The organism is Sphingobacterium griseoflavum (genome assembly GCF_014653155.1).
GTDB lineage: Bacteria > Bacteroidota > Bacteroidia > Sphingobacteriales > Sphingobacteriaceae > Sphingobacterium > Sphingobacterium griseoflavum.
The window spans coordinates 1-20,101 of the sequence record NZ_BNAF01000018.1 but is presented as its reverse complement, the minus strand read 5'-3'; the positions used below and the strand labels follow the sequence as shown (position 1 = coordinate 20,101).

The window sequence follows — 20,101 nt, the reverse complement described above, 5'->3', positions numbered from 1 at the left end:
AATTTATCATTAGTTTCATTTTCCTATCGTGCCGCAGACCTTAGGGATATACATACACTTTTCGCCCTTGGATTTTGAAATGTACAAGCCCCGATGATTCGATGGTTTCTAACACCGAGGAAAGCTTATTCTTTCGAGCTATCCATCCTCCGGCTTCAATATCGTCCCGGAAGCTGGGATCGTAGATAATATCGACGTCATACCAACGTGCTATTTTATTCATAGCCGTCTTAAAATCAACGTGATTGAAGTAAAAGTCTCCCTGCGTCCAATCAACCACGGCCTCCAAATCTACCTGTTTGATGATTAATCCATCAGCACTGTTTAAGGCTTGTTCTCCTGGGTGAAGAATCGCAGACGAACCATCCGAAAGCACCTTCACTGATCCTTCTACCAGCGTTGTCGCTATCGCATCTTCTTCTTCATACCCATTGATATTAAAGTGGGTGCCCAACACGTGTACCGTCTGTTTGCCCGTTTGCACGACAAAAGGCCGTTTCGCATCTTTCTCTACCTCAAAATATGCTTCACCACGTAGCGAGACCTTGCGTTGCATCCCCTTGTTTAACGAGGCGCTATATGTCAGGCTGGATGCGGCATTTAACCGCACTTTAGTTTTATCGGGCAAAATGAGCACATAGGTCTGTCCCTTATCGGTAGCTAGCATATTGATCTGATCTGCATCGCCATAGCTTCCGTCCATTTCGTACACAAGCTGGCCGTCGGCAGTCTTCGTTACACAAACGCCTGCTTGCCGAGCTACCTCTCCATCGGTGATATCATTTAAGTCAATAGTTGTACCATTGGCTAACGTAAGCGTTGCGCCCACAACCCCGGGTTCGACATCATGAGATTCCGACGACAGCTTAACGCGATCCCGATGGGTACTATTATAAAAAAGAATTGAACTGATCCCTACCGCTAGGACTATAGACGACGCGACGGCAAGACGCTTCCACAGTGGCCAAATCCTGACGCTATATCCGGGCAGCTGTTTTCGGATGTGTGCTAACTGTTGCTTACGCTGCTCGGCTGTCATGTTTGAGGCATCTGCAACATCAAGCTCTGCATACCACTTTTCGAGAACGGCACGCTGTTGCTCATTTGCTGTTCCTTCGATATAGTCTCGTAACAGTTCTTCTGATTTTCTCATTCGGTTATACAAGATATAGTTAGCCTTATATACCTATGACAAACAAATACAGCAGAACAAGTATCGCCATGATAAAAAAAATTAAAAATCGAATAGGAAATCGATTTAATTATCAAAAAATCAGATAGATAATAAAATACAAAGGCCCAAGTTTCTCCCGTAACGTTTTCAGCGCGTTCGTGATCTGTTTAGAAATTGTATGCTCTGAGGTACCGAGACGCTCAGCAATCTGCTTGTGAGAGAGCCCCTCGTCCCTGCTAAGTTTGAAGACCTCTTGCATGCGCGCCGGAAGGTTAGCGATTTCTTTACGTATGCGTTCCTCAAATTCCTTTTCCCGGATCTGCAGATCGACAAGATAATTTCCTTCGCGAATAAATTCGTCCAAGGAGTCTAGGTAATGGCTCTCTTTGCGCCTTTTATAGATTAGATTTAGGGATCGATTTCGTACGGCACGGAATAAATAGTTTGCTAATCCGGTATGCAGCACTAAATCTTTCCGTCGTAGCCATAACTCGGTAAACATCTCTTGGATAACGTCCTGAACGTCCTGTGCCTGTCCAAGTTTTTTCCAAGCGTGCTGTTGCAAGGGCGCTTTGTATCGGTCATAAATCTCGAGATAGGCCGTATGATCCCCTTGGCTCATGCGTTGCACCAATTCAGCATCGCGATAGTGACTATACTTGGTCATAAACTACCGATAGATGGCTGTTGTTTACTTTATAAATATTCCAAGCAACAGATTTCATACGTTTATAATTTACTTCAAAATTAAATAATATTTATGAATATCCAATGGAGGCCCAAAACCAAAATTATTTTTTAACTGTACACACACAAATTCAGATTATACGACCAGTCTCGGAATAGTTGCCATGAGCAAGCCTAGCTGTAGAACATAAAAATCTTGGTACGGAGACACAAATCGTTTAAAACAGAAAAAGGTGCCCAAGGCACCTTTTAGAACATTGCAAACGTATATTTGCTTATTTCTTTACCGTCTCGCCGTTGGCCGCTTTCGAAGCATCCAATGCGATGGCTGTTTTGTCGAAGCGCATCTTCACACCCGAGCCAACGTCCAGCAAGAATGTGGTCTCGCTCACTTCAACAATACGACCATGTATACCGGCAGTGGTCACTACCTTGGAATTAACACCAAGTTCTTCGATATATTTCTTGTGATCTTTCTGTTTTTTCATCTGCGGTCTAATCATGAAGAAATAAAACACCACAATGATCAAAATCATCGGTAAGAAGCTCATCAAGTTGCTACCGCCCGGCGCTGCTTGTAATAAAGTTGTCATCATATTTTAACGTAAAAATTTAAAAATTAAAAATAAACAATTTGCAGAAGATACGACAACTATTTTGCCAATACCTCGCCCCTCAATTGTATGGTTGTTACACTATTCTCGGCGTTAGAGACGACCGTTACGATCTTTTGCTGTTTTCCCACCTGCCCATTACTATCAAAGCTTACCTTAATCTCGCCAGCTTTACCGGGCAAGATTGGCGTCTGCGTATAGGATGGCGTGGTACAACCGCAAGAGGCTGACACCCGTGACAGTATAACCGGCGATGTACCGGTGTTGGTAAATGCGTATACGTGTTCCACCACTTCCCCTTCTTTTACTTGTCCAAAATCAAAAGCGGATTCAGCAAACGCAATTTCGCCTGTCCCTACCGTAGCACCGGTGCTATCATGCGCCGTACTGTCTGCAGTCGTTGTCTCGCTGTTTCCTGCATTGCCACAGGCTGAAAATGTAGCTAGTAAAAAGCCAAAAAAAACTGTTTTTAATGTGTTCATAGCATGCTGTTATTTAAAGTACATTATCCACTTTCTTCTATAATAAATTAGTCAATCAATCCTCTACCCTGCTTTTGGATACGGCCCTCCTGCGTTAAATCTGCAAGAATTTTATCCAAAATACCATTGATAAAGGAATTACTTTTATTCGTGCTAAATGCTTTCGATAGTTCGATGTATTCGTTAATTGTTACTTTAACGGGAATCGTAGGAAAATTGACCAATTCGCAAATGGCCATGCGCATCAGCAACGTATCCACGAGAGCAATACGATCCGACTCCCAATTTTTGGTTTTTAGCGAAATAAGTTCTTGGTACTCGTTTCCATAACGAATAGTCTGTTGTAGCAGCTCCGCTATAAACTCACTATCTTCATCCCAATTTGGCGTCAGGTCGGCAAGCTTGTTATGTACTGGATTCTCGCTAGCAAAGTTTTTAAACGTCTTCGCAATCATGGCCTGCAGAACTTCTTTGTCCACGGTCCAATTGATAAATTTAGTATCAAAAACTTGCTCCACCTCTGTCGACTTCAACACAATTTTCTTGAAAATGAATTTGATAATGTCTTTCTCTGCTGCGATTGATCGATCATCTTGCTTCAAGTAAGTCAAGTATTCTTCGGACTCCTTCAGCTTGGCAAAACTGGAACGTACGATCTCAGGGTCAAAGGTCCAAGAAACTCCATACTTTTTTACATATGCCAAATAGTCTCGGTTTTGGCGCAGCGATTCGATGAAACTGTTATTGTTCAGCTTGGTCGTGTAGACCTTATCCTTCTCGGTAGGCAGAAATTTATTAGCTCTTCCCTCTGCATCGATGAGCACGTATTCCGCAATTTCATCAAGCAGATTGAGCGTCCAAATGTACATTTGATTTACTTCATCCACACTTGTAAAAAGTGCCTTTTCAAAATCTCTCAGCTGTTTATCTTCTGACAAGCTGAACGCATATAGCGTTTGCATTACTTTCACCCGAAGGTGCCTTCTATTAAGCATAATTTAATTTAAAGAACGATTGTATATAAATAAGAACGTATTATACTTGTATGTGCTGCCAGAAAGTCTAGGCGAGCAATTTTCTATCTCTTTATTTTTTTGACATCAAAGATACGCTTTTCCGCCAATTGTTTGGCAGCATCAAAGGTCGTAATTTGATCTTCCCGGGATTTTTGGATAACGTGTCGGGTAGCGTTGTATATATTTTTCACCAATGCCTCAGTCCGATCGTTTCCATAGCCCTCTAATTCCGAATAGCAGCTGATCAATGCTCCAGAATTAATTAGAAAGTCAGGCGTATATAAAATCTGATGCTCTTTCAGCAGTTTATTGGTCAGCTCTTCATCCTTGAGCTGGTTATTCGCAGAGCCCGCTATGATCTTGCAACGCATGCGCGGCACTGTTTCAGGGTTCACCGTGCCACCCAAGGCGCAGGGTGCGTAAACGTCTGCATCCAGCTCAAAGCTCGTCGCATACGTAATGGGTTCTGCCTTGTATTTGGCAGCGATTTTCATTTTGCGTTCTTCCGTCATATCGGATACATACACCCGCGCATTTTCGGCACGCAACATGCCTACTAACTGTTCGCCAATACTACCAACGCCCTGCACCGCGACTTTACGGCCAGCTAGACTATCGTCACCGTACAGCTCTTTTATGGCCGCCTTGATGCCATAGAAGACACCTCGTGCAGCAAAAACCGTTGTATCGCCTCCTCCATTCAGCGAAGCTGGTAAACCGGCTACATATCCTGTTTCTGACAGCATATATTCTAAATCTTTTTGCGTTGTACCAATGTCGGTGGACGCCACAAAATTTCCATTCAGCCCCTCGACAAACTGTCCAAAACGCCGCATCAACATCTCGCTTTTGTCGGTACGGTTGTTACCGATGATGATCGCACTACCGCCTCCTAAATTTAACCCGGCCAACGAAGCCTTATACGTGATCGCCTCCGAAAGTCGGAGGGCATCGTCAACCGCATCAGGCAGCGATTCATAAGGAAGCATACGTACGCCCCCGATTGCTGGTCCAAGCGTGGTATCGTGGATCGCTATGATTGCCTGCAAACCCACCGCTTTATCGTGGCAAAAGAACAAATTTTGATGATCCGAAATGGCCATCTTTTCAAATACAGAGGAATTGTTTGTTTCCATACCTTAAATAATGCGTCTCCTGAAGAATAACTCCCGCAAAAATAGGAATAATTTCCGGCACCCTATTTCGATCACACCGATTATTTACACAATTGCAAAAGACTGACAGAAGCGAACTTCTTTCCACAGTCAAAATTAAAATTTTAGCCTTACATTTGCCTTTGATGAAAGAGCTGGCATATCTTAATAAATACTTTTACAAATACCGCTGGAAACTGATTCCTGGGGTATTATTCGTTATCATTTCCAATTATTTTGGTATACTGCCAGCGAAGGTAATTCGCGAAGCCTTCGATTTGGTCAAAGAAAATATTGATCTTTTCCGCTTGTATGATGGTTTCGATAGGCAGGCTTTGGTTTACCAAGTGTTCGGAAGCAGCCTTCTGTTTTTCGGTTTTGTTGTATTGGTTTTAGCTTTGCTACGTGGAATATTTTTGTTCTTCATGCGGCAAACCATTATCCTTACGTCTAGGCATATCGAGTACGATTTGAAAAACGAGATCTACCAGCACTACCAGCAATTGGATTTTGCATTTTTTAGACGAAACAATACGGGGGATATGATGAATCGCGCGACAGAAGATGTCAATCAGGTGCGCAACTATCTTGGTCCCGCCATTATGTATGCCATCAATACGCTGGTATTATCAATTATGGTGATCTATGCGATGTATGATGTGAACCCTAGGCTGGCTACCTATTCGCTCTTGCCTATCCCTGTTCTGTCGGTCGTGATCCTCTATGTCAACAAAATTATTAACCAACGAAGCGAGCGCATCCAGCGACAGTTGTCTACCTTATCATCTTTCGTACAAGAGACATTTTCTGGCATCCGGGTCGTAAAGACCTACACACGCGAGCAACAGAAAATGGATGTATTTGCGCAGGAAAGCAATGTCTACAACAAAGTATCCCTCGATTTAGTTAGGGTGCAGGCAATTTTTTTCCCATTGATCATTTTCCTTATCGGGTTTAGTACGATCATTACCGTTTACGTGGGCGGGATAGAGGTGAACAACGGCACCATCACCGCCGGTAATATTGCTGAATTCATTCTATATGTTAATCAGCTAACGTTTCCGGCTATGTCGCTAGCTTGGGTCACCTCACTTTTTCAACGAGCGGCGGCATCGCAAAAGCGAATCAATGAATTTTTAAAAACGAAATCTGAAATAGCCGACGGTGCTGTTACGGCCTCTTTGAAAGGGACCATCACAGTAGAAAACCTCAGTTTCACCTATCCTGAAACTGGCATCAAGGCTATTGACAACCTTTCATTCCATATCCCGCAAGGGAAAACACTGGCCATTATTGGTAAAACGGGTTCTGGCAAATCCACTTTGGCCAACCTGCTATTACGGATGTACGAAGCTGATAGCGGCAGTATCCAATATGATGGTACAGCTATTGAAGAGTTCAAAACGGAAAGCCTCCGCGCCCAAATCGGGTTTGTCCCTCAACAGGTATTTCTGTTTTCGGACACCATCGCAAATAACATTGCCTTTGGAAAAGATGTTTTGGAATTGGATAAAGCAGAGCAGGCGGCGAGGGATGCTGCTGTCTATGAAAATATCATGGGCTTCGATGATGGTTTCCAAACCGCAATCGGAGAGCGCGGAATCACGTTGTCCGGTGGACAGAAGCAACGGGTATCCATAGCGAGGGCGCTTATAAAAGACCCTCAGATATTAATCTTCGACGACTGTCTATCAGCTGTAGACACCAAAACGGAAGAGGAAATCCTGCATAATCTGGGACGGATTATGAAGGATAAAACGACTATTTTCATTGCACATCGTATATCGACCATAAAAAATGCAGACCACATCTTGGTATTGGATCAGGGCAAAATCGTGGAACAAGGCACGCATCACGATTTGATGTCCGCAGGGGGTGAATACTTCGACCTCCACGAGAAGCAGTTATTGGAAGCCGAATGATTTTTTTTCTTGAATAATTCTACATAATAGGTATATTGCAGGACAATTAGCCCCTGTTATGCGCCTTTTATTAGCCACTATTTTTATCTTCGTTTCGAGCAAGGTGCTTGGACAAGCATCGGATTTCCCGCCCGTCAACTTACCTTATTTCATGGCCCCTACACCCGATATCGGGCATGACAAAACAGCCCTAGTTATTGCAGAAGTGGGCAAAACACAACTAGAAATTGTCGAATCCGAGCATGCATTACTGGTTGTACATGATTATAAAGCACGTATCAAAATATTAAAGAAAGAAGGTGTAGACCAAGCCAACTTCGAAATCCCATTATATGCTTTTGGGAATACATTGGAAAAAGCGGTGGAAATTAAAGGGAAAACCTACAATATCAAAGACAATCGCATCACCGAAACAGAGATGCAAAGCAAAGCAATTTTCCTAGATAAGGTATCACCTTACCGACATACCGCACGTTTTACCCTGCCGCAGGTGGAAGAAGGATCGATCATAGACATCCAATACCGCATCCTTTCCCCCGATATTCTCAATTTCCGTTCTTGGCAATTTCAACAGGATATCCCGAAGCTTTATAGCGCATATACCGCCATTATGCCTGCTACCTACCAATATCAGGTAACTCTACGTGGACCATACCCATTAAAGGATACGAAAAGCGAATTACTTCGCGAATATTTCCTGCTAAATGGTGTGCGCAACGACTGCTCAAAAATAACCTACACCATGGCAGATATACCCGCTTTTGAAGAAGAGGATTTTATGCTTGCGGCAAAAAATTACAAATCGGCTATCAGTTTTGAATTGGAGCAATACTACCTCACCAACGGCTCCAAAGTGCGGGTAACCAAAGAATGGCGAGACGTTGATCGGGAGCTGTTGAACGAAAAATCTTTTGGTGGACAACTTAAAAAAGAAGATGTATTTGCCGACGTTCTGCCGTCCATCCTAAAAGACAAAATTAATGTAGAGGAGAAAGCACGGGCTATCTACAGCTACATACAGAAAAACATCAAATGGAACGATGTTTACGGGAAATATGCGCAGTTTGGCGTCCGGGAAAGTTTAGCACAACATCGAGGTAATACAGGAGATATAAATCTCGCGCTGATCACGGCCTTGAATGCAGCGGGTATACCGGCCTATCCCGTTCTCGTTTCCACCCGACAAAATGGGATTCCAAACAATCTACATCCTGTCATATCGGACTTCAACTACGTGGTCGGCGGAGCCGAAATCGGCAACAAGACCGTCTTGCTAGATGCAACAGACCCCTTCACGGCCTTCGGCGAGCTCCCCTTGCGTTGTGTGAATGAAAGGGGGCGCATCATTTATTCAAAAAAATCGTCAGAATGGATCCCGTTGGTTAACGAACAACCTGCCTTAACCACTTTTACCCTATTAGGTACGATCGATAGCACAGAAAATATCGTTGGCAAATTGAGTATAAGCTATAAAGGTCTCGATGCACTGCGCAAGCGACATGAAATTAGCTCTTTCAACACGGAAGAAGAATACTTGGAAGAGTTAGCATTAACCATGTCTAACATGGGTCTGCAAAATGGGTCCCTATCTCATGTACACGATATCGATGAATTTCTGATAGAGCAATTTGATATCAAGCTCACTCTTAGCGACTTCCTCCAAGATGGGATACTAAGATTCAACCCTATATTCTTGAACCGAATAACGAAAAATCCGTTTAATTTAAACGAACGGCTCTATCAAGTCGATCTAGGCGCCAAGCGCCATGTGACACATCATGTGAACCTTGAGTTGCCCGCCTCCTACGATGTGAAGTCGCTACCCAAGAACATGAACATGAAGCTACCTGAAGATGCTGCCCGGTATAGCTATCAAACCACCCTTGACAATAGACACTTGATCTTTAAACAGATAGTTTCGCTGAACAAGCCGATTTACTCTGTGGACGAGTATTTCCATCTTAAAGAGTTCTATTCTAGAATCATCCAACAGCAGCAGCTGGAATTTGAACTGAAGAAATTACCATAGCTTCTTGGACAAAGAACGATTAAAATGCTATATTCGCGAACAAGCGTATTGCACCATGCTTTATGGTGATGCAAACAAATTCACATTCATGCGAAGTTATTTCATTGTCCTGTTGTCCTTGATCGTTTTACATTCCGCTTCTGCCCAAAACATTATTCTAAAGGATACCATAACCAATCAGGCTAAAGATACCGTTGCAATCACCCTCGATCATTTGTATGACATCAGTGACGCTTTCAAGGACATTGCACGCTTCGTCCGGCGAGATACATCTAAGAAAGTTCAACGTAAACCTTCGGGGATTTCCATTCTTCCCAATATCAACTACAATCCGAGTATAGGTTTTCAGATGGGGGCTAAGATTGTTGGTGGCCTGTATCTCGGAGAGCGAGAAAATACAGCTATGTCGACTTTTGCGACCGCGCTAAGCTACACCACTCGTGGCATTATGGTAGGCTATCTTGCCCATGACACGTATACGAGCCGTAATAAATGGAACATAAAAGGGGGCATAGTGATTGCGAGAATGGTTGCGCTCGATTACGGTATGGGCATGGGACATAATATTCCCACGGACATCCCGGAGGAGGAAGTGCTGAATAATCCGGCTCGCAATAGGTACGTCAACCAATACACGGTTTATGGATTTAATGAGCGGCTCTACAAACAACTGTCTCCCGGCATGTTTATCGGCGCTGGCGTATTTGTAGAATTAAAGCGTAATATCCATACTATAGGAGACTTTGATACAACGCCGTTAAACGTGTACAGCACGTTAACTGCTTATAATCCGTCACGATACAACAACAACGGACTCCAATTTAACTGGCAATATATGACCCGCGATAATCCCAATAGCGCCTACAAAGGAATTTATGCGGATATTGTGCTCCGTATGAGCCAAACTTGGATGGGTAGTGAACAGGCATCGTATCAATTGCAAACCGATTTTCGTAAATACTGGCCGCTCTCGACCGATCGCCCAAACCATGTATTGGCTTTTTGGCATTGGGGTTCTTACAATGTGGCAGGTCGTTTAGGTTATCTTGATCTTCCCGGAACTGGCCGCGATACCTACGCACGGCTCGGTCGCGGATACACAGCCGGCTATTTTAAAGGCAATTCGTTTTTTTACTCTGAAGTAGAATACCGTTTCCCGCTACTACGCAATCAGTTTTTAAGCGGTGTAGTTTTCGCTAATATGCAGACCGCAGATGATAGGCTAGGCACCACTTTATTCGAAAAATGGCAACCAGCCGCCGGCACGGGTTTACGCTTGTTGTTCAACAAAGCAACCCGCACCAACCTATGTATCGACTATGCAGTCGGTAGATTTGGGCAGCGCGGTTTATTTCTAGGGCTAAACGAAGCTTTTTAAACGTGATCGGAAAATCGCAAATCTGCTAATAAGAACTAAAAAAAATAGCTGCAACCATACAATCCTTGATCCATCCAAATTAAAGAAGATGCACAATTACGCCTTTATATCAACACTATTCTACATAATTATCAGCTCGCCATGGAGGTTGTACAGTCAGGAAATACAGGATACCACAACACTGAAACCTGTCACCATCCAAGCCTATTTTCGGGAGCAACCTCTTTTAGGTCTTACAACGGCGGGTCACACCCTCGGCGGGTCCGAATTGCAAAACCAGCAAACGACAACGCTACTCCCCTCAATTAATATGATCGCTGGCCTTCGGATGGAAGAACGTTCGCCAGGCAGCTATCGACTCGCTATGCGTGGTAGCTTAATACGCTCGCCCTTTGGTATCAGGAATACAAAAATTTACATAGGCGAATTTCCGCTAACCGACGCAGGCGGCAATACCTACCTGAATTTAATTGATCCGGCGGCCGTGGCATCGGTGCATGTCTTAAAAGGTCCTGATGGATCCCTGTACGGAGCAAATTCGGGAGGGGTCATACGCGTAGAGCCCAAAGGTTTTGGCCATACCGATACGCATCGGGAGCTCTTGCTATCCGGCGGATCCTTTGGTCTGTTTCAAGAACAGCTTTCTTTACAGCAACAGGTAACGGATAACTATTCGTTTTCCTTCGATCAATCGTTTACTCGATCCGATGGCTATCGAGACCATACGGCACTCGATAAAAAGACTTTCCAGACCGCGCATCAGTGGGATTATAATCCCAACAACAGCGTGCAGGTATTGCTGTTGTATGCGGATCTAGGCTATCAAACACCCGGTGGATTAACTGAAGAGCAGATGCTGAAAAACCCACAGCAGGCTCGACCAGCAGCAGGACCAAATCCCGGAGCAGCAGAACAGCAGGCTGGCATTTACAATAAAACTTTTTATGGCGGAATCGCCCATCGCGCAAAATTAAACAAGCAACTCGCTCATTCCATCAGCATATTCGGCTCTAATACGGATCTGCAAAATCCTTTTATCACTAATTATGAAATCCGATCCGAAAAAAATTTGGGACTTAGAACATTCATCTCTTTTATTGAAAATCAAAATGATGTTTTTGCTTGGCAGATGCAACTGGGCTTCGAGGGACAAAAAGGATGGAATAAAATCAATAATTTCGATAACATAGGCGGCCAAGCAGCGGACGTCCAATATAGAGACGATTTAGCCAATCTACAAACGAGTGTTTTCTACCGCGCTTCCGCCACGATTTTGCGCGAGCTAACAATTGAGACATCGCTCGGCCTTAACCGCGCTACAATAGACGTTACCCGTCTGTATCCTGCAATTGAGAACAACATTGGCAGGATCGATTTTGGCAACATTTGGATGCCACGAGTCGCCATGTCCTACCGGATACAGAATCAAATAGCTTTCCGCGGATCGATATCAAAGGGCTATTCGGCGCCTACGTTAGCTGAAGTCAGGTCGTCGGACAACAGCATAAACCTTGATCTTGATGCCGAGACCGGCACAAACTATGAAATAGGATTCCGTTGGGAAAGTAGCAATAGGCGTTTTGTTGCTGATCTATCAAGATATATTTACCGGATGAAGAACGGTATTGTCCGGCAGCTGCGGGAAAATGGAGCGGAATATTATGTCAACGCCGGAGAGATGAACCAAAAAGGTATTGAAGTTAGTTTACTAACATACATTATCCCCATTAATTCCACGAACTTTCTTCGCAGCCTTAGTTATCAAGGAGCACTCACACGCAGTTTTTATACTTTCGGACAGTACACAAGTGGGGAGGCTGATTTTTCGGGCAATGATATGACAGCCGTTCCCAAATGGACAGTAGCCAACACCCTGAATGTACAATTTCCCCAAGACGTATTTCTAAATATCTTCCACCATTACGTAGCTAGAATGCCATTGAACGATGCCAATACCGCATTTGCCAATAAGTACAATCTGGTGCAAGTGAAATCGGGCATTCGACTCCCCGTTCGGAAGCAACTTTCCGTGCAGCTTTTCCTTGGTGTAGATAATTTGCTAGGTGAACAGTACAGTCTAGGCAATGACATCAATGCTTTTGGCAACCGTTTTTTTAATCCTGCTCCGCCACGAAATTACTATACTGGAATAAAACTTAATTTTTAAAAACCCTATCGCTTCACCCTATGGAAATTATTGAACATCAAGTAAACGGAAAAAATATTGCAACGTTAACGAATGATCTTCCCGTTATCCGGGATGTGGAATCGGCCACTGATTTAATCGGGAATCTGTATTACTTGGGCTACGATGCACTGGTATTGCAGCAGTCCGATCTGATACTGGATTTTTTTGATCTCAAGACCAAGCTGGCGGGTGAAGTGCTGCAGAAGTTCAGTAACTATCGTATACGCTTGGCCATCGTAGGCGACTGGTCTCAGATAGATTCCAAGAGTCTTCTAGAATTTATCCGTGAGAGCAACGCTGGAAGCCTGATTTTCTTTGCCAACAACGATAAAGAAGCCATGGACAAACTGAGTGAATGACCCACGCGGGTGGTAATGTTGGATATTCCTCTTGTGTAATCAACGTTCTCCGTCAATCGCCAAAGAAACGCTCCCTTAACCTAGCTCTAGCAAGCGCTCCAGCTGATGGTAAGCTATCCCGAAATAGGATTTACTAGTTTCGATCGTTGCCTTTATTTCCGCCTTACGCGCAGCATCCACACCCTTTTTAACACCTACCACCAATACATTCTTGGGAGTGTGCGCATCGGACACAAATTGAAACACCTTGGTTTGATATCCATAATATTCCATAATCAACGCCCGCAGTCCATCGGTCAACATTTCTGCTTGTCTTTCAAGGAATATACCATGTTTCAGCATAAAATCGAGCTCATTTTTCGACTTTGATTTTTCCATCTCGCGTCTAATCTGCTTGTGGCAACATGGCGCTACCACAATCAGGTCGGCATCGTTCTTTATACCCTTTGCGATGGCATCATCTGTAGCCGTATCACAGGCATGCAAGGCAATCAACACATTTAATGCATGCGTAGGTTCATATGATTCAATACTTCCTTCCACGAAAGACAAATCGTTAAAATCCGCTCGCTTTGCAACCTGATTGCAAAAGTCGACCAAATCTTTACGATACTCTACCCCGGTAACCGTAACGTCGCGCTTTAGTATGTTCTTCAAATAGTCGTATAGTGCAAAAGTTAGGTAACCTTTTCCAGCGCCCATATCAACGACCTGCAATGTTGCTGTGGCAGGCAAATTCTGCAGCATATTACTTAATATTTCGATGTAATGGTTGATTTGCTTCCACTTGTCTTGGGCGTTCTTGTATACCTTGCCCTGCTCATCTGTAAGACGAAGCTCTTGCAAGTACCTCTTACTTCCGTGCTGTAATTTTCGTTCCTTGGCGATATCATGTGTTAAAGACGGCACCTTTGCAGCAGTAGGTTTTTCCCGGCTGATCAACCACCGCCCGCGCTTCCCGTACTGACAGCGCACATTGGCGTTAGACGTAAAGAGAGTGGCTGCGCGAAAACGATTTTCCGCTAATAGCTTGTGCATATGGGCAATGCCTTCATCAGTATTGAAATTCTTGGTGATATCGCGTGTCTGATAGCGATAAGTGAAAGACAGCATCAGCACACGTTTAATCAAAGCGGGTTTGACGTATACATTTCTCAATGTCGCATCTTCACCCTTATAGTCTCCAAAAGAAATCTTGATAAACTCCCCTGCATTGATGGTCTGCTGAAGAGTTTCAATAAAAGCGAGCTGTATATCCATTGCACAAATAAATTGGGGAGCAAATATACGTATTTGTCAAGAAAGTCTTGGCGTAAGCATTTCACAATCCCTTCAGGCACACGAATTTTACATTCCTCAACAGCTTTGCGGTTGTCTAGTCGGGTCTATTTAGTTAGATTTGTGTATGCAGCATCACACAATCAAAGCCGTATTTTTTGATATTGACGGTACCTTATTGAGCTTCACAACACATGAAGTTCCAGAGTCTACCAAAGAAGCGATAAAGCAACTTCAAGCTAAGGGAATAAAAGTCATCGTTTCTACAGGCCGATCCATCAATAGCATTGACCATCTCAAGTATCTCGACTTTGATGGTTTTATTACATTTAATGGGGGTTACTGCATAACGATAGATGGCGAGGTATTATTCAAACAAACTTTGCATCCTGGTGATGTAAAGGCTGTATTGGCCTATGCAAAGCAGAATCCGCTAAGCTTCTCCTTTATGTCTGAGCAGGAAATAAGCATTTATGACGTGACACCGGAAATTGCAGGTATGTATGCGCATTTAAACTTACCGATCCCGCCTTTGGTAGATTTAGAACAAGTAGATGTGCATAGCGTATTACAGACCAATATATTTTTAGGCCCCGAAGATGAACAAGCGTTCATGGAGACTGTTATGCCCAATTCGGTCGCCTCCCGATGGACGCCGCTATTTGCCGACGTTAATCCGCACGGTTTAAGTAAACAGGTAGGGATTGATATTTTTTGTAAACATTTCGGCATCGATATCTCGGAAACTATGGCTTTTGGAGATGGTGGGAATGACATCACCATGCTCAAGCATGTGGCAATAGGTGTTGCCATGGGCAATGCTAATCCGGAAGTCAAAACCATTGCAGATTACGTTACTACAGATGTAGATGAGGATGGTATTTGGCACGCATTAAAACATTTTCAAGTATTGTAAAAACAAGTGCGCCCTCAGGAATCTGAAGGCGCACTTGTTTTGAAGTCAGCGGTCTATATTATTCTCCACTTTCCTTCGCAGCGAGGTAGCGCTCTGCTTCCAATGCGGCCATACAGCCTGTTCCTGCTGCAGTGATCGCTTGGCGGTAAACATGATCTTGCACATCACCACAGGCAAAAACCCCAGGAATATTGGTTGCTGTACTATCGGCTTTTGTAATGAGGTATCCCGTCTCATCCATCTGCAATACACCTTGAAACAGTTCCGTATTAGGTTTGTGTCCTATGGCCACAAAAAATCCTGTAACATCCAAAATACGTTTTTCGTTTGTTTCGTTATTTATCACACGCACGCCGTTTACCCCTTGCTCATTTCCAAGAATCTCCTCGGTTTCCGTATTATAGAGCACCTCGATATTTGCCATGTTGTTGACGCGGTGTACCATGGCTTTAGATGCTCGAAACTCGTCGCGACGGACTAACATATACACTTTACGGCATAATTTAGCAAGATATGTCGCTTCCTCGGCAGCCGTGTCCCCCGCGCCTACAATGGCCACATCTTGACCTTTAAAAAAGAATCCATCGCAAACGGCGCATGCCGAAACGCCAAAGCCATTATACTTTTCTTCGGAAGGAAGTCCCAACCACTTCGCAGTTGCTCCTGTGGCGATAATCACCGTATCTGCGGTCAACCAGGTATGCCCATCGATTTGTACTTTGTGAATTCCGCCTTCTGCGGCGAGCTCCACCTTCGTCGCATAACCAAAGCGTACATCTGTCCCAAACCTTTCTGCCTGTGCTTTCAAATCTTCCATCATCACGGGCCCAGTTATACCCTGCGGATAGCCCGGGAAGTTGTCGACCTCCGTCGTTTGCGTCAATTGTCCGCCGGGAACGATACCCGTATAGACCACTGGCTTTAAATCAGCACGAGCAGCGTATATTGCCGCCGTGTATCCTGCCGGACCAGAGCCTATAATCAAACACTTCATGTGTTCTATTTCTGCTGTATTTGTCATGTTTATTATCTATGTTATTTTACTTACCAAATTTTCCCTGCAGTTGCTTTAACATATCCGATGTTATGGGTTTTGCAGGTTGTGCAGGCTTTGCCTGCTGTGGCTTAGGTGTGTCCTTTTTTCTATCTGTCGTCGTAGCTGCAGCATCACGCTGCTCTTTGCGGTTGTTGCGAAAAGTATTCCATAGACCTTCCAAAACCTTTTTTGTATACAAAGGGAAGTCTCCATTTTGCATCCAAGCATAGTAACTTGGTTCCGACTCGAAAACCTGCGTGACCTTTTTGCCCTTATGTTTGCCGAAATTTATGCATGGATCACCATCCTCATCATATACCAAACGACCGGCGAAGTCCACCGGATTGGTCAGGTTGGTAAACTTATGTAATGCGGGAACATCGTTTACTACTGGTCTTGATAAATTCCCATGTTTGTCCTCGTAGGTTGCCCCCTCATATCTTGAAAGTTGTGCTTTCAAGACCTCATAAGTGGCGCGGACATCCGCCTCCGCGGTGTGCGCGTTATCGAGATTGGTGTCACAATAAAACTTATAAGCCGCCTTCAGCGTACGTTGTTCCATTTGATGAAAGATATTCTGCACATCAACAAAGGCACGTCCCTGTAGTGAAAAATCAACCCCAGCCCGCAGGAATTCCTCCATAAGCATTGGCACGTCAAACTTGTTCGAATTGTAGCCTGCTAGGTCGGCGTCACCTAAAAAGGCTCGCACTTCTTCAGCGCGTTGCCGAAACGGTGGAAGGTCTTTTACATCTTCATCGTAAATTCCATGAAATAAAGAAGACTCAGCCGGAATGGGCATACCTGGATTTATCCGCATCGTCAATACTTCCTCCTCCCCCCCAGGCGATACTTTCAAAATGCATAATTCGACAATACGATCCACCGCAATATTGACGCCCGTTGTTTCCAAATCGAAAAAGGCCAACGGCCGTTTTAGTTGTAATTCCATCCAATAAAGATTGATAAAAAACTTAAACAACAAAAATACAAAACTCTTTTGGTGTTCCCTTATCTACGCGAAATTAATGACACTATGACCGCAAATGATCTATATCTGACCGATCAGCTTGCAAGAAAGTCGACCCAAATAACCATAAAGCACGGCGACTTCTAAAAAAAATGCCGTAATCCAACAGATTACGGCTTTATATTATTCGAAGGGCGCGCTATGCTAGCCCAATGTGCTTTTTAAGGTAGCTACTTGGTGATCGACCAATTTTTGTAACGGACCCGATGCCATCATTTTCATCATCATATTCAGCTCTGCTTCAATCATGAAGGTAGCCTTAGTTTGATTATCCGACAGGGCATCCAACTTCCAGCGCAGCGTCATCGCGAACGGTGTTTCTGTTGAAGGAACACAAACCAACTCCTTATTTTCTACCCGCTGACTTATTTTCAACGCGAGCTTAGCCATATTTTTTATAGTAAAACTGGCTTCATCAGCTGTAGACGACCAATTGTAGATATTATCAGGCATCAGCTGTTCGTGGTTGTTCAAATCTGCTAAGAATACATAAACTTCTGCAACGGGTTTGTCGATATTAATGTGATTCTGAATGATAGTCATAAGTAGTGCTTTTAATTATTATTCGCCGGTCCAGCTAGAGGGATCACGTCTCCATTGCTCTAAGAGTGCCACATCCGACTCCAGAACGTAGCTATTTGTTACGGCTACCTTGATCAGGGCATCATAATCGCATAGACTGAAGAATGGGCATTTGGCTTCTGCGAAGTTATGCACCGCAGCATCGAAGCCATATGTGAAAATTGAAACCAACCCCACCACATTGCATCCTGCTTCACGCAAGGCTTCAACAGCTTGCAAGCTACTTTTTCCAGTGGATATCAGATCTTCGATAACCACGACACGTTGCCCGCCCACAACTTCCCCTTCAATCAAATTTTGACGGCCATGCGCTTTTGCACTACTGCGCACATAGGTAAAAGGCAGACCTAAATCCTGAGCGACCAACACCCCTTGCGGAATGCCTGCAGTAGCCACACCGGAGATCATCTCCACGGTTCCAAATTCTTCCTGTATAAGCTGGGAAAGCTTCTGGCGAATGTAAGTTCGGATAGCTGGGTGGGATAAGGTAATACGATTATCGCAATAAATTGGAGACTTCCAACCTGAGGCCCATGTAAAAGGGTTTTTAGGTTGTAATTTTATTGCTTTAATTTGCAATAAGGATTCAGCAATTTTTTGTTCAACCTCATTTAAATTATTCATGGCACAAATTTATAAAATTTATATGAACGAATCTCAGCTAATTTTGGCTGATTTCGTACCTAAAAAACTAACTATTGTTCAAACAATTGGTTTACAAGATATTGACCTGGAAAAACTTTTCCAGGCGTCGAAAAATAAGGCGACCAAGGAGACCACCTACCTTTACGTACACCCTGATGCTGAGAAGGTTTTTAGAAGTTTGCTGCAAAAAAACAATATTATCAAAGCCGCCGGCGGCATTGTCAAAAACGGGGAGGGTGAATACTTGTTCATACATCGATTGGGAAAATGGGACCTGCCGAAAGGGAAAGTGGAAGAAAACGAGAAAATGAGAGATGCCGCGGTTCGGGAAGTAGAAGAAGAATGTGGCATCAAAATAAACTACCTCGGAGCGAAATTACATACGACTTACCACACTTATGTCATGCGGGGCAAATTTGTGCTCAAACAAACTAACTGGTATGATATGGGCGCCAATAAATCGCCTAAACTAATCCCACAGTTGGAAGAAGATATAACGGATGCCCGCTGGATAAGCCGTGACGATCTGGAAATTGTAAAGGAAAATACCTATCCGCTGATCGCACAGCTTATAAAAGCACTGTAGGAGCATAGAAAAAAACGGCAACCAACTGGCTGCCGTTTCCATCAAAACTTAAAACATAAAAAACAAATCACTTTCGATATTAACCTGCTACATCGATATCTCTTTGCACCTCGCCATTAGTATTGTTCCTCCCTTTAAAACCACCTGGCTTTCGCATCATCCTATCTTTCCTTTCTCCAGCAAATTTTTCCTTCAACACGTTCTGCTGTTCGGCAGTAAGGATCTGCGCAAGTTCCTGCTTCGTTCCTTTCGCCTCTTGACGCCACTTTTTCTGCAGCGCACTTATTTCTGTGCGATACGCTATCTGACGCTTTGCCTGATCCAACTGAACCGCAAAAACGGCCGCGCGCTGTTCGTCTGTAAAATTTAAGTGCTTGTCAAGACGATCCGTCTTCAACTTGGCGACTTCTTCCGGACTTCTATGCTCCACGCGACGTTCTTGACGCGGGTGCTTACGCTCGCGATTTGCTTTGGAATCCACAGTCGGTTGCTCCTGAGCGAATGTAGTCAAACCGATGCCTGCAAACAGAATGACTAAGGATAAAATCTTTTTCATATCATACTTTTTTAATGAACGGATATTAATTACTTGTTTAGGAGATAGAGTGCCTTGCGCAGCGAACGTTTAATAAGTCGCCCGTTAAATAATGTTAAGGCCAGTCTAAGGTGTAGTTTCTTTAGGGTAGCGCGAAGTGAAAATAAAGAACTTAAAAATCAGCACGTTTACAAAAACATCGAAAATATATTTTGGAATACATAAAACAACTTCTATATTTGCATCGTCAAACAAGGATAACAGCATGCCCAGCTGGCGGAATTGGTAGACGCGTTGGTCTCAAACACCAATATCTTCGGATGTGCCGGTTCGACTCCGGCGCTGGGTACAGAATCCTTCGATACACCGTTATCGAAGGATTTTTGATTTAAGCGTGCTAGGTAGACGGCATTAGACAAAAAGAGGCCGTCTCATAAGTAATTATGGGACGGTTTTTTTTACTTGTTTACCTCGCGCTATTTTCTATCTT

At 43.8% G+C, this 20,101-nt stretch carries 19 protein-coding genes and 1 tRNA gene; 8 read left to right on the top strand and 12 right to left on the bottom strand.

Going from position 1 to position 20,101, the window contains the following annotated elements; genetic code table 11:
* Positions 1-40: 40 nt before the first annotated feature.
* From IE165_RS17660 to IE165_RS17635, 6 genes are all read right to left on the bottom strand, one after another.
* The gene (locus tag IE165_RS17660; protein ID WP_189627981.1) at positions 41-1,153 is read right to left on the bottom strand and encodes a FecR family protein; all 1,113 of its coding nucleotides are present in this window, start codon (positions 1,151-1,153) and stop codon (positions 41-43) included.
* A gap of 112 nt (positions 1,154-1,265) precedes the next feature.
* The gene (locus IE165_RS17655) at positions 1,266-1,841 is read right to left on the bottom strand and encodes an RNA polymerase sigma factor (protein WP_189627980.1); all 576 of its coding nucleotides are present in this window, start codon (positions 1,839-1,841) and stop codon (positions 1,266-1,268) included.
* Between the two features lie 295 nt (positions 1,842-2,136).
* A complete protein-coding gene (yajC, locus tag IE165_RS17650) occupies positions 2,137-2,457 on the bottom strand; it encodes a preprotein translocase subunit YajC (protein ID WP_189627979.1) in 321 nt (106 codons plus the stop codon).
* Between the two features lie 56 nt (positions 2,458-2,513).
* A complete protein-coding gene (locus tag IE165_RS17645; RefSeq protein ID WP_189627978.1) occupies positions 2,514-2,957 on the bottom strand; it encodes a DUF1573 domain-containing protein in 444 nt (147 codons plus the stop codon).
* 47 nt (positions 2,958-3,004) lie between these two features.
* The gene (gene nusB, locus IE165_RS17640) at positions 3,005-3,952 is read right to left on the bottom strand and encodes a transcription antitermination factor NusB (protein WP_189627977.1); all 948 of its coding nucleotides are present in this window, start codon (positions 3,950-3,952) and stop codon (positions 3,005-3,007) included.
* Positions 3,953-4,035: 83 nt separating this feature from the next.
* Complete coding sequence (locus tag IE165_RS17635; RefSeq protein WP_189627976.1) at positions 4,036-5,109, bottom strand: Leu/Phe/Val dehydrogenase; 1,074 nt, start codon at positions 5,107-5,109, stop codon at positions 4,036-4,038.
* A gap of 164 nt (positions 5,110-5,273) precedes the next feature.
* Between IE165_RS17635 and IE165_RS17630 the strand changes: the two genes are divergently transcribed.
* The 5 genes from IE165_RS17630 to IE165_RS17610 all read left to right on the top strand — a co-directional run bounded on the left by IE165_RS17630 (position 5,274) and on the right by IE165_RS17610 (position 13,003).
* Positions 5,274-7,049, top strand: coding sequence for an ABC transporter ATP-binding protein (locus IE165_RS17630; RefSeq protein ID WP_189627975.1), 1,776 nt, complete (start codon positions 5,274-5,276; stop codon positions 7,047-7,049).
* A gap of 58 nt (positions 7,050-7,107) precedes the next feature.
* Complete coding sequence (locus IE165_RS17625; RefSeq protein ID WP_189627974.1) at positions 7,108-9,078, top strand: transglutaminase family protein; 1,971 nt, start codon at positions 7,108-7,110, stop codon at positions 9,076-9,078.
* Between the two features lie 88 nt (positions 9,079-9,166).
* A complete protein-coding gene (locus tag IE165_RS17620) occupies positions 9,167-10,456 on the top strand; it encodes a BamA/TamA family outer membrane protein (protein ID WP_189627973.1) in 1,290 nt (429 codons plus the stop codon).
* Positions 10,457-10,544: 88 nt separating this feature from the next.
* Positions 10,545-12,623, top strand: coding sequence for a TonB-dependent receptor (locus tag IE165_RS17615; protein WP_189627972.1), 2,079 nt, complete (start codon positions 10,545-10,547; stop codon positions 12,621-12,623).
* 20 nt (positions 12,624-12,643) lie between these two features.
* Entirely contained in the window at positions 12,644-13,003 is a 360-nt protein-coding gene (locus tag IE165_RS17610) for a DUF4180 domain-containing protein (RefSeq protein ID WP_189627971.1), read from the top strand.
* Between the two features lie 75 nt (positions 13,004-13,078).
* Here IE165_RS17610 and IE165_RS17605 read toward each other — a convergent pair whose 3' ends face one another.
* Positions 13,079-14,263: a class I SAM-dependent methyltransferase gene (locus tag IE165_RS17605; RefSeq protein WP_189627970.1), complete on the bottom strand. Its 1,185-nt coding sequence runs from the start codon at positions 14,261-14,263 to the stop codon at positions 13,079-13,081.
* A 145-nt stretch (positions 14,264-14,408) separates the two neighbouring features.
* Between IE165_RS17605 and IE165_RS17600 the strand changes: the two genes are divergently transcribed.
* The gene (locus IE165_RS17600; RefSeq protein WP_189627969.1) at positions 14,409-15,197 is read left to right on the top strand and encodes a Cof-type HAD-IIB family hydrolase; all 789 of its coding nucleotides are present in this window, start codon (positions 14,409-14,411) and stop codon (positions 15,195-15,197) included.
* A 58-nt stretch (positions 15,198-15,255) separates the two neighbouring features.
* Here the strand turns inward: IE165_RS17600 and trxB are convergent, their stop codons facing one another.
* The 4 genes from trxB to pyrE form a co-directional block, all read right to left on the bottom strand.
* Positions 15,256-16,218 (bottom strand): thioredoxin-disulfide reductase, encoded by a 963-nt coding sequence (trxB, locus tag IE165_RS17595; protein WP_189627968.1) that lies wholly within the window; start codon positions 16,216-16,218, stop codon positions 15,256-15,258.
* Positions 16,219-16,237: 19 nt separating this feature from the next.
* Entirely contained in the window at positions 16,238-17,185 is a 948-nt protein-coding gene (locus IE165_RS17590) for a 3'-5' exonuclease (RefSeq protein ID WP_189627967.1), read from the bottom strand.
* A 222-nt stretch (positions 17,186-17,407) separates the two neighbouring features.
* Entirely contained in the window at positions 17,408-17,806 is a 399-nt protein-coding gene (locus IE165_RS17585; protein ID WP_189627966.1) for an SRPBCC family protein, read from the bottom strand.
* Between the two features lie 18 nt (positions 17,807-17,824).
* A complete protein-coding gene (gene pyrE / locus IE165_RS17580; protein WP_189627965.1) occupies positions 17,825-18,469 on the bottom strand; it encodes an orotate phosphoribosyltransferase in 645 nt (214 codons plus the stop codon).
* 22 nt (positions 18,470-18,491) lie between these two features.
* On the opposite strand from pyrE, the gene IE165_RS17575 reads away from it, so the two are divergent.
* Positions 18,492-19,076: an NUDIX hydrolase gene (locus IE165_RS17575; RefSeq protein WP_229826634.1), complete on the top strand. Its 585-nt coding sequence runs from the start codon at positions 18,492-18,494 to the stop codon at positions 19,074-19,076.
* A gap of 79 nt (positions 19,077-19,155) precedes the next feature.
* Here the strand turns inward: IE165_RS17575 and IE165_RS17570 are convergent, their stop codons facing one another.
* Positions 19,156-19,632 (bottom strand): hypothetical protein, encoded by a 477-nt coding sequence (locus IE165_RS17570; protein WP_189627963.1) that lies wholly within the window; start codon positions 19,630-19,632, stop codon positions 19,156-19,158.
* 246 nt (positions 19,633-19,878) lie between these two features.
* On the opposite strand from IE165_RS17570, the gene IE165_RS17565 reads away from it, so the two are divergent.
* Positions 19,879-19,960 (top strand) — tRNA-Leu (locus tag IE165_RS17565).
* The last annotated feature ends 141 nt before the right edge of the window (positions 19,961-20,101 follow it).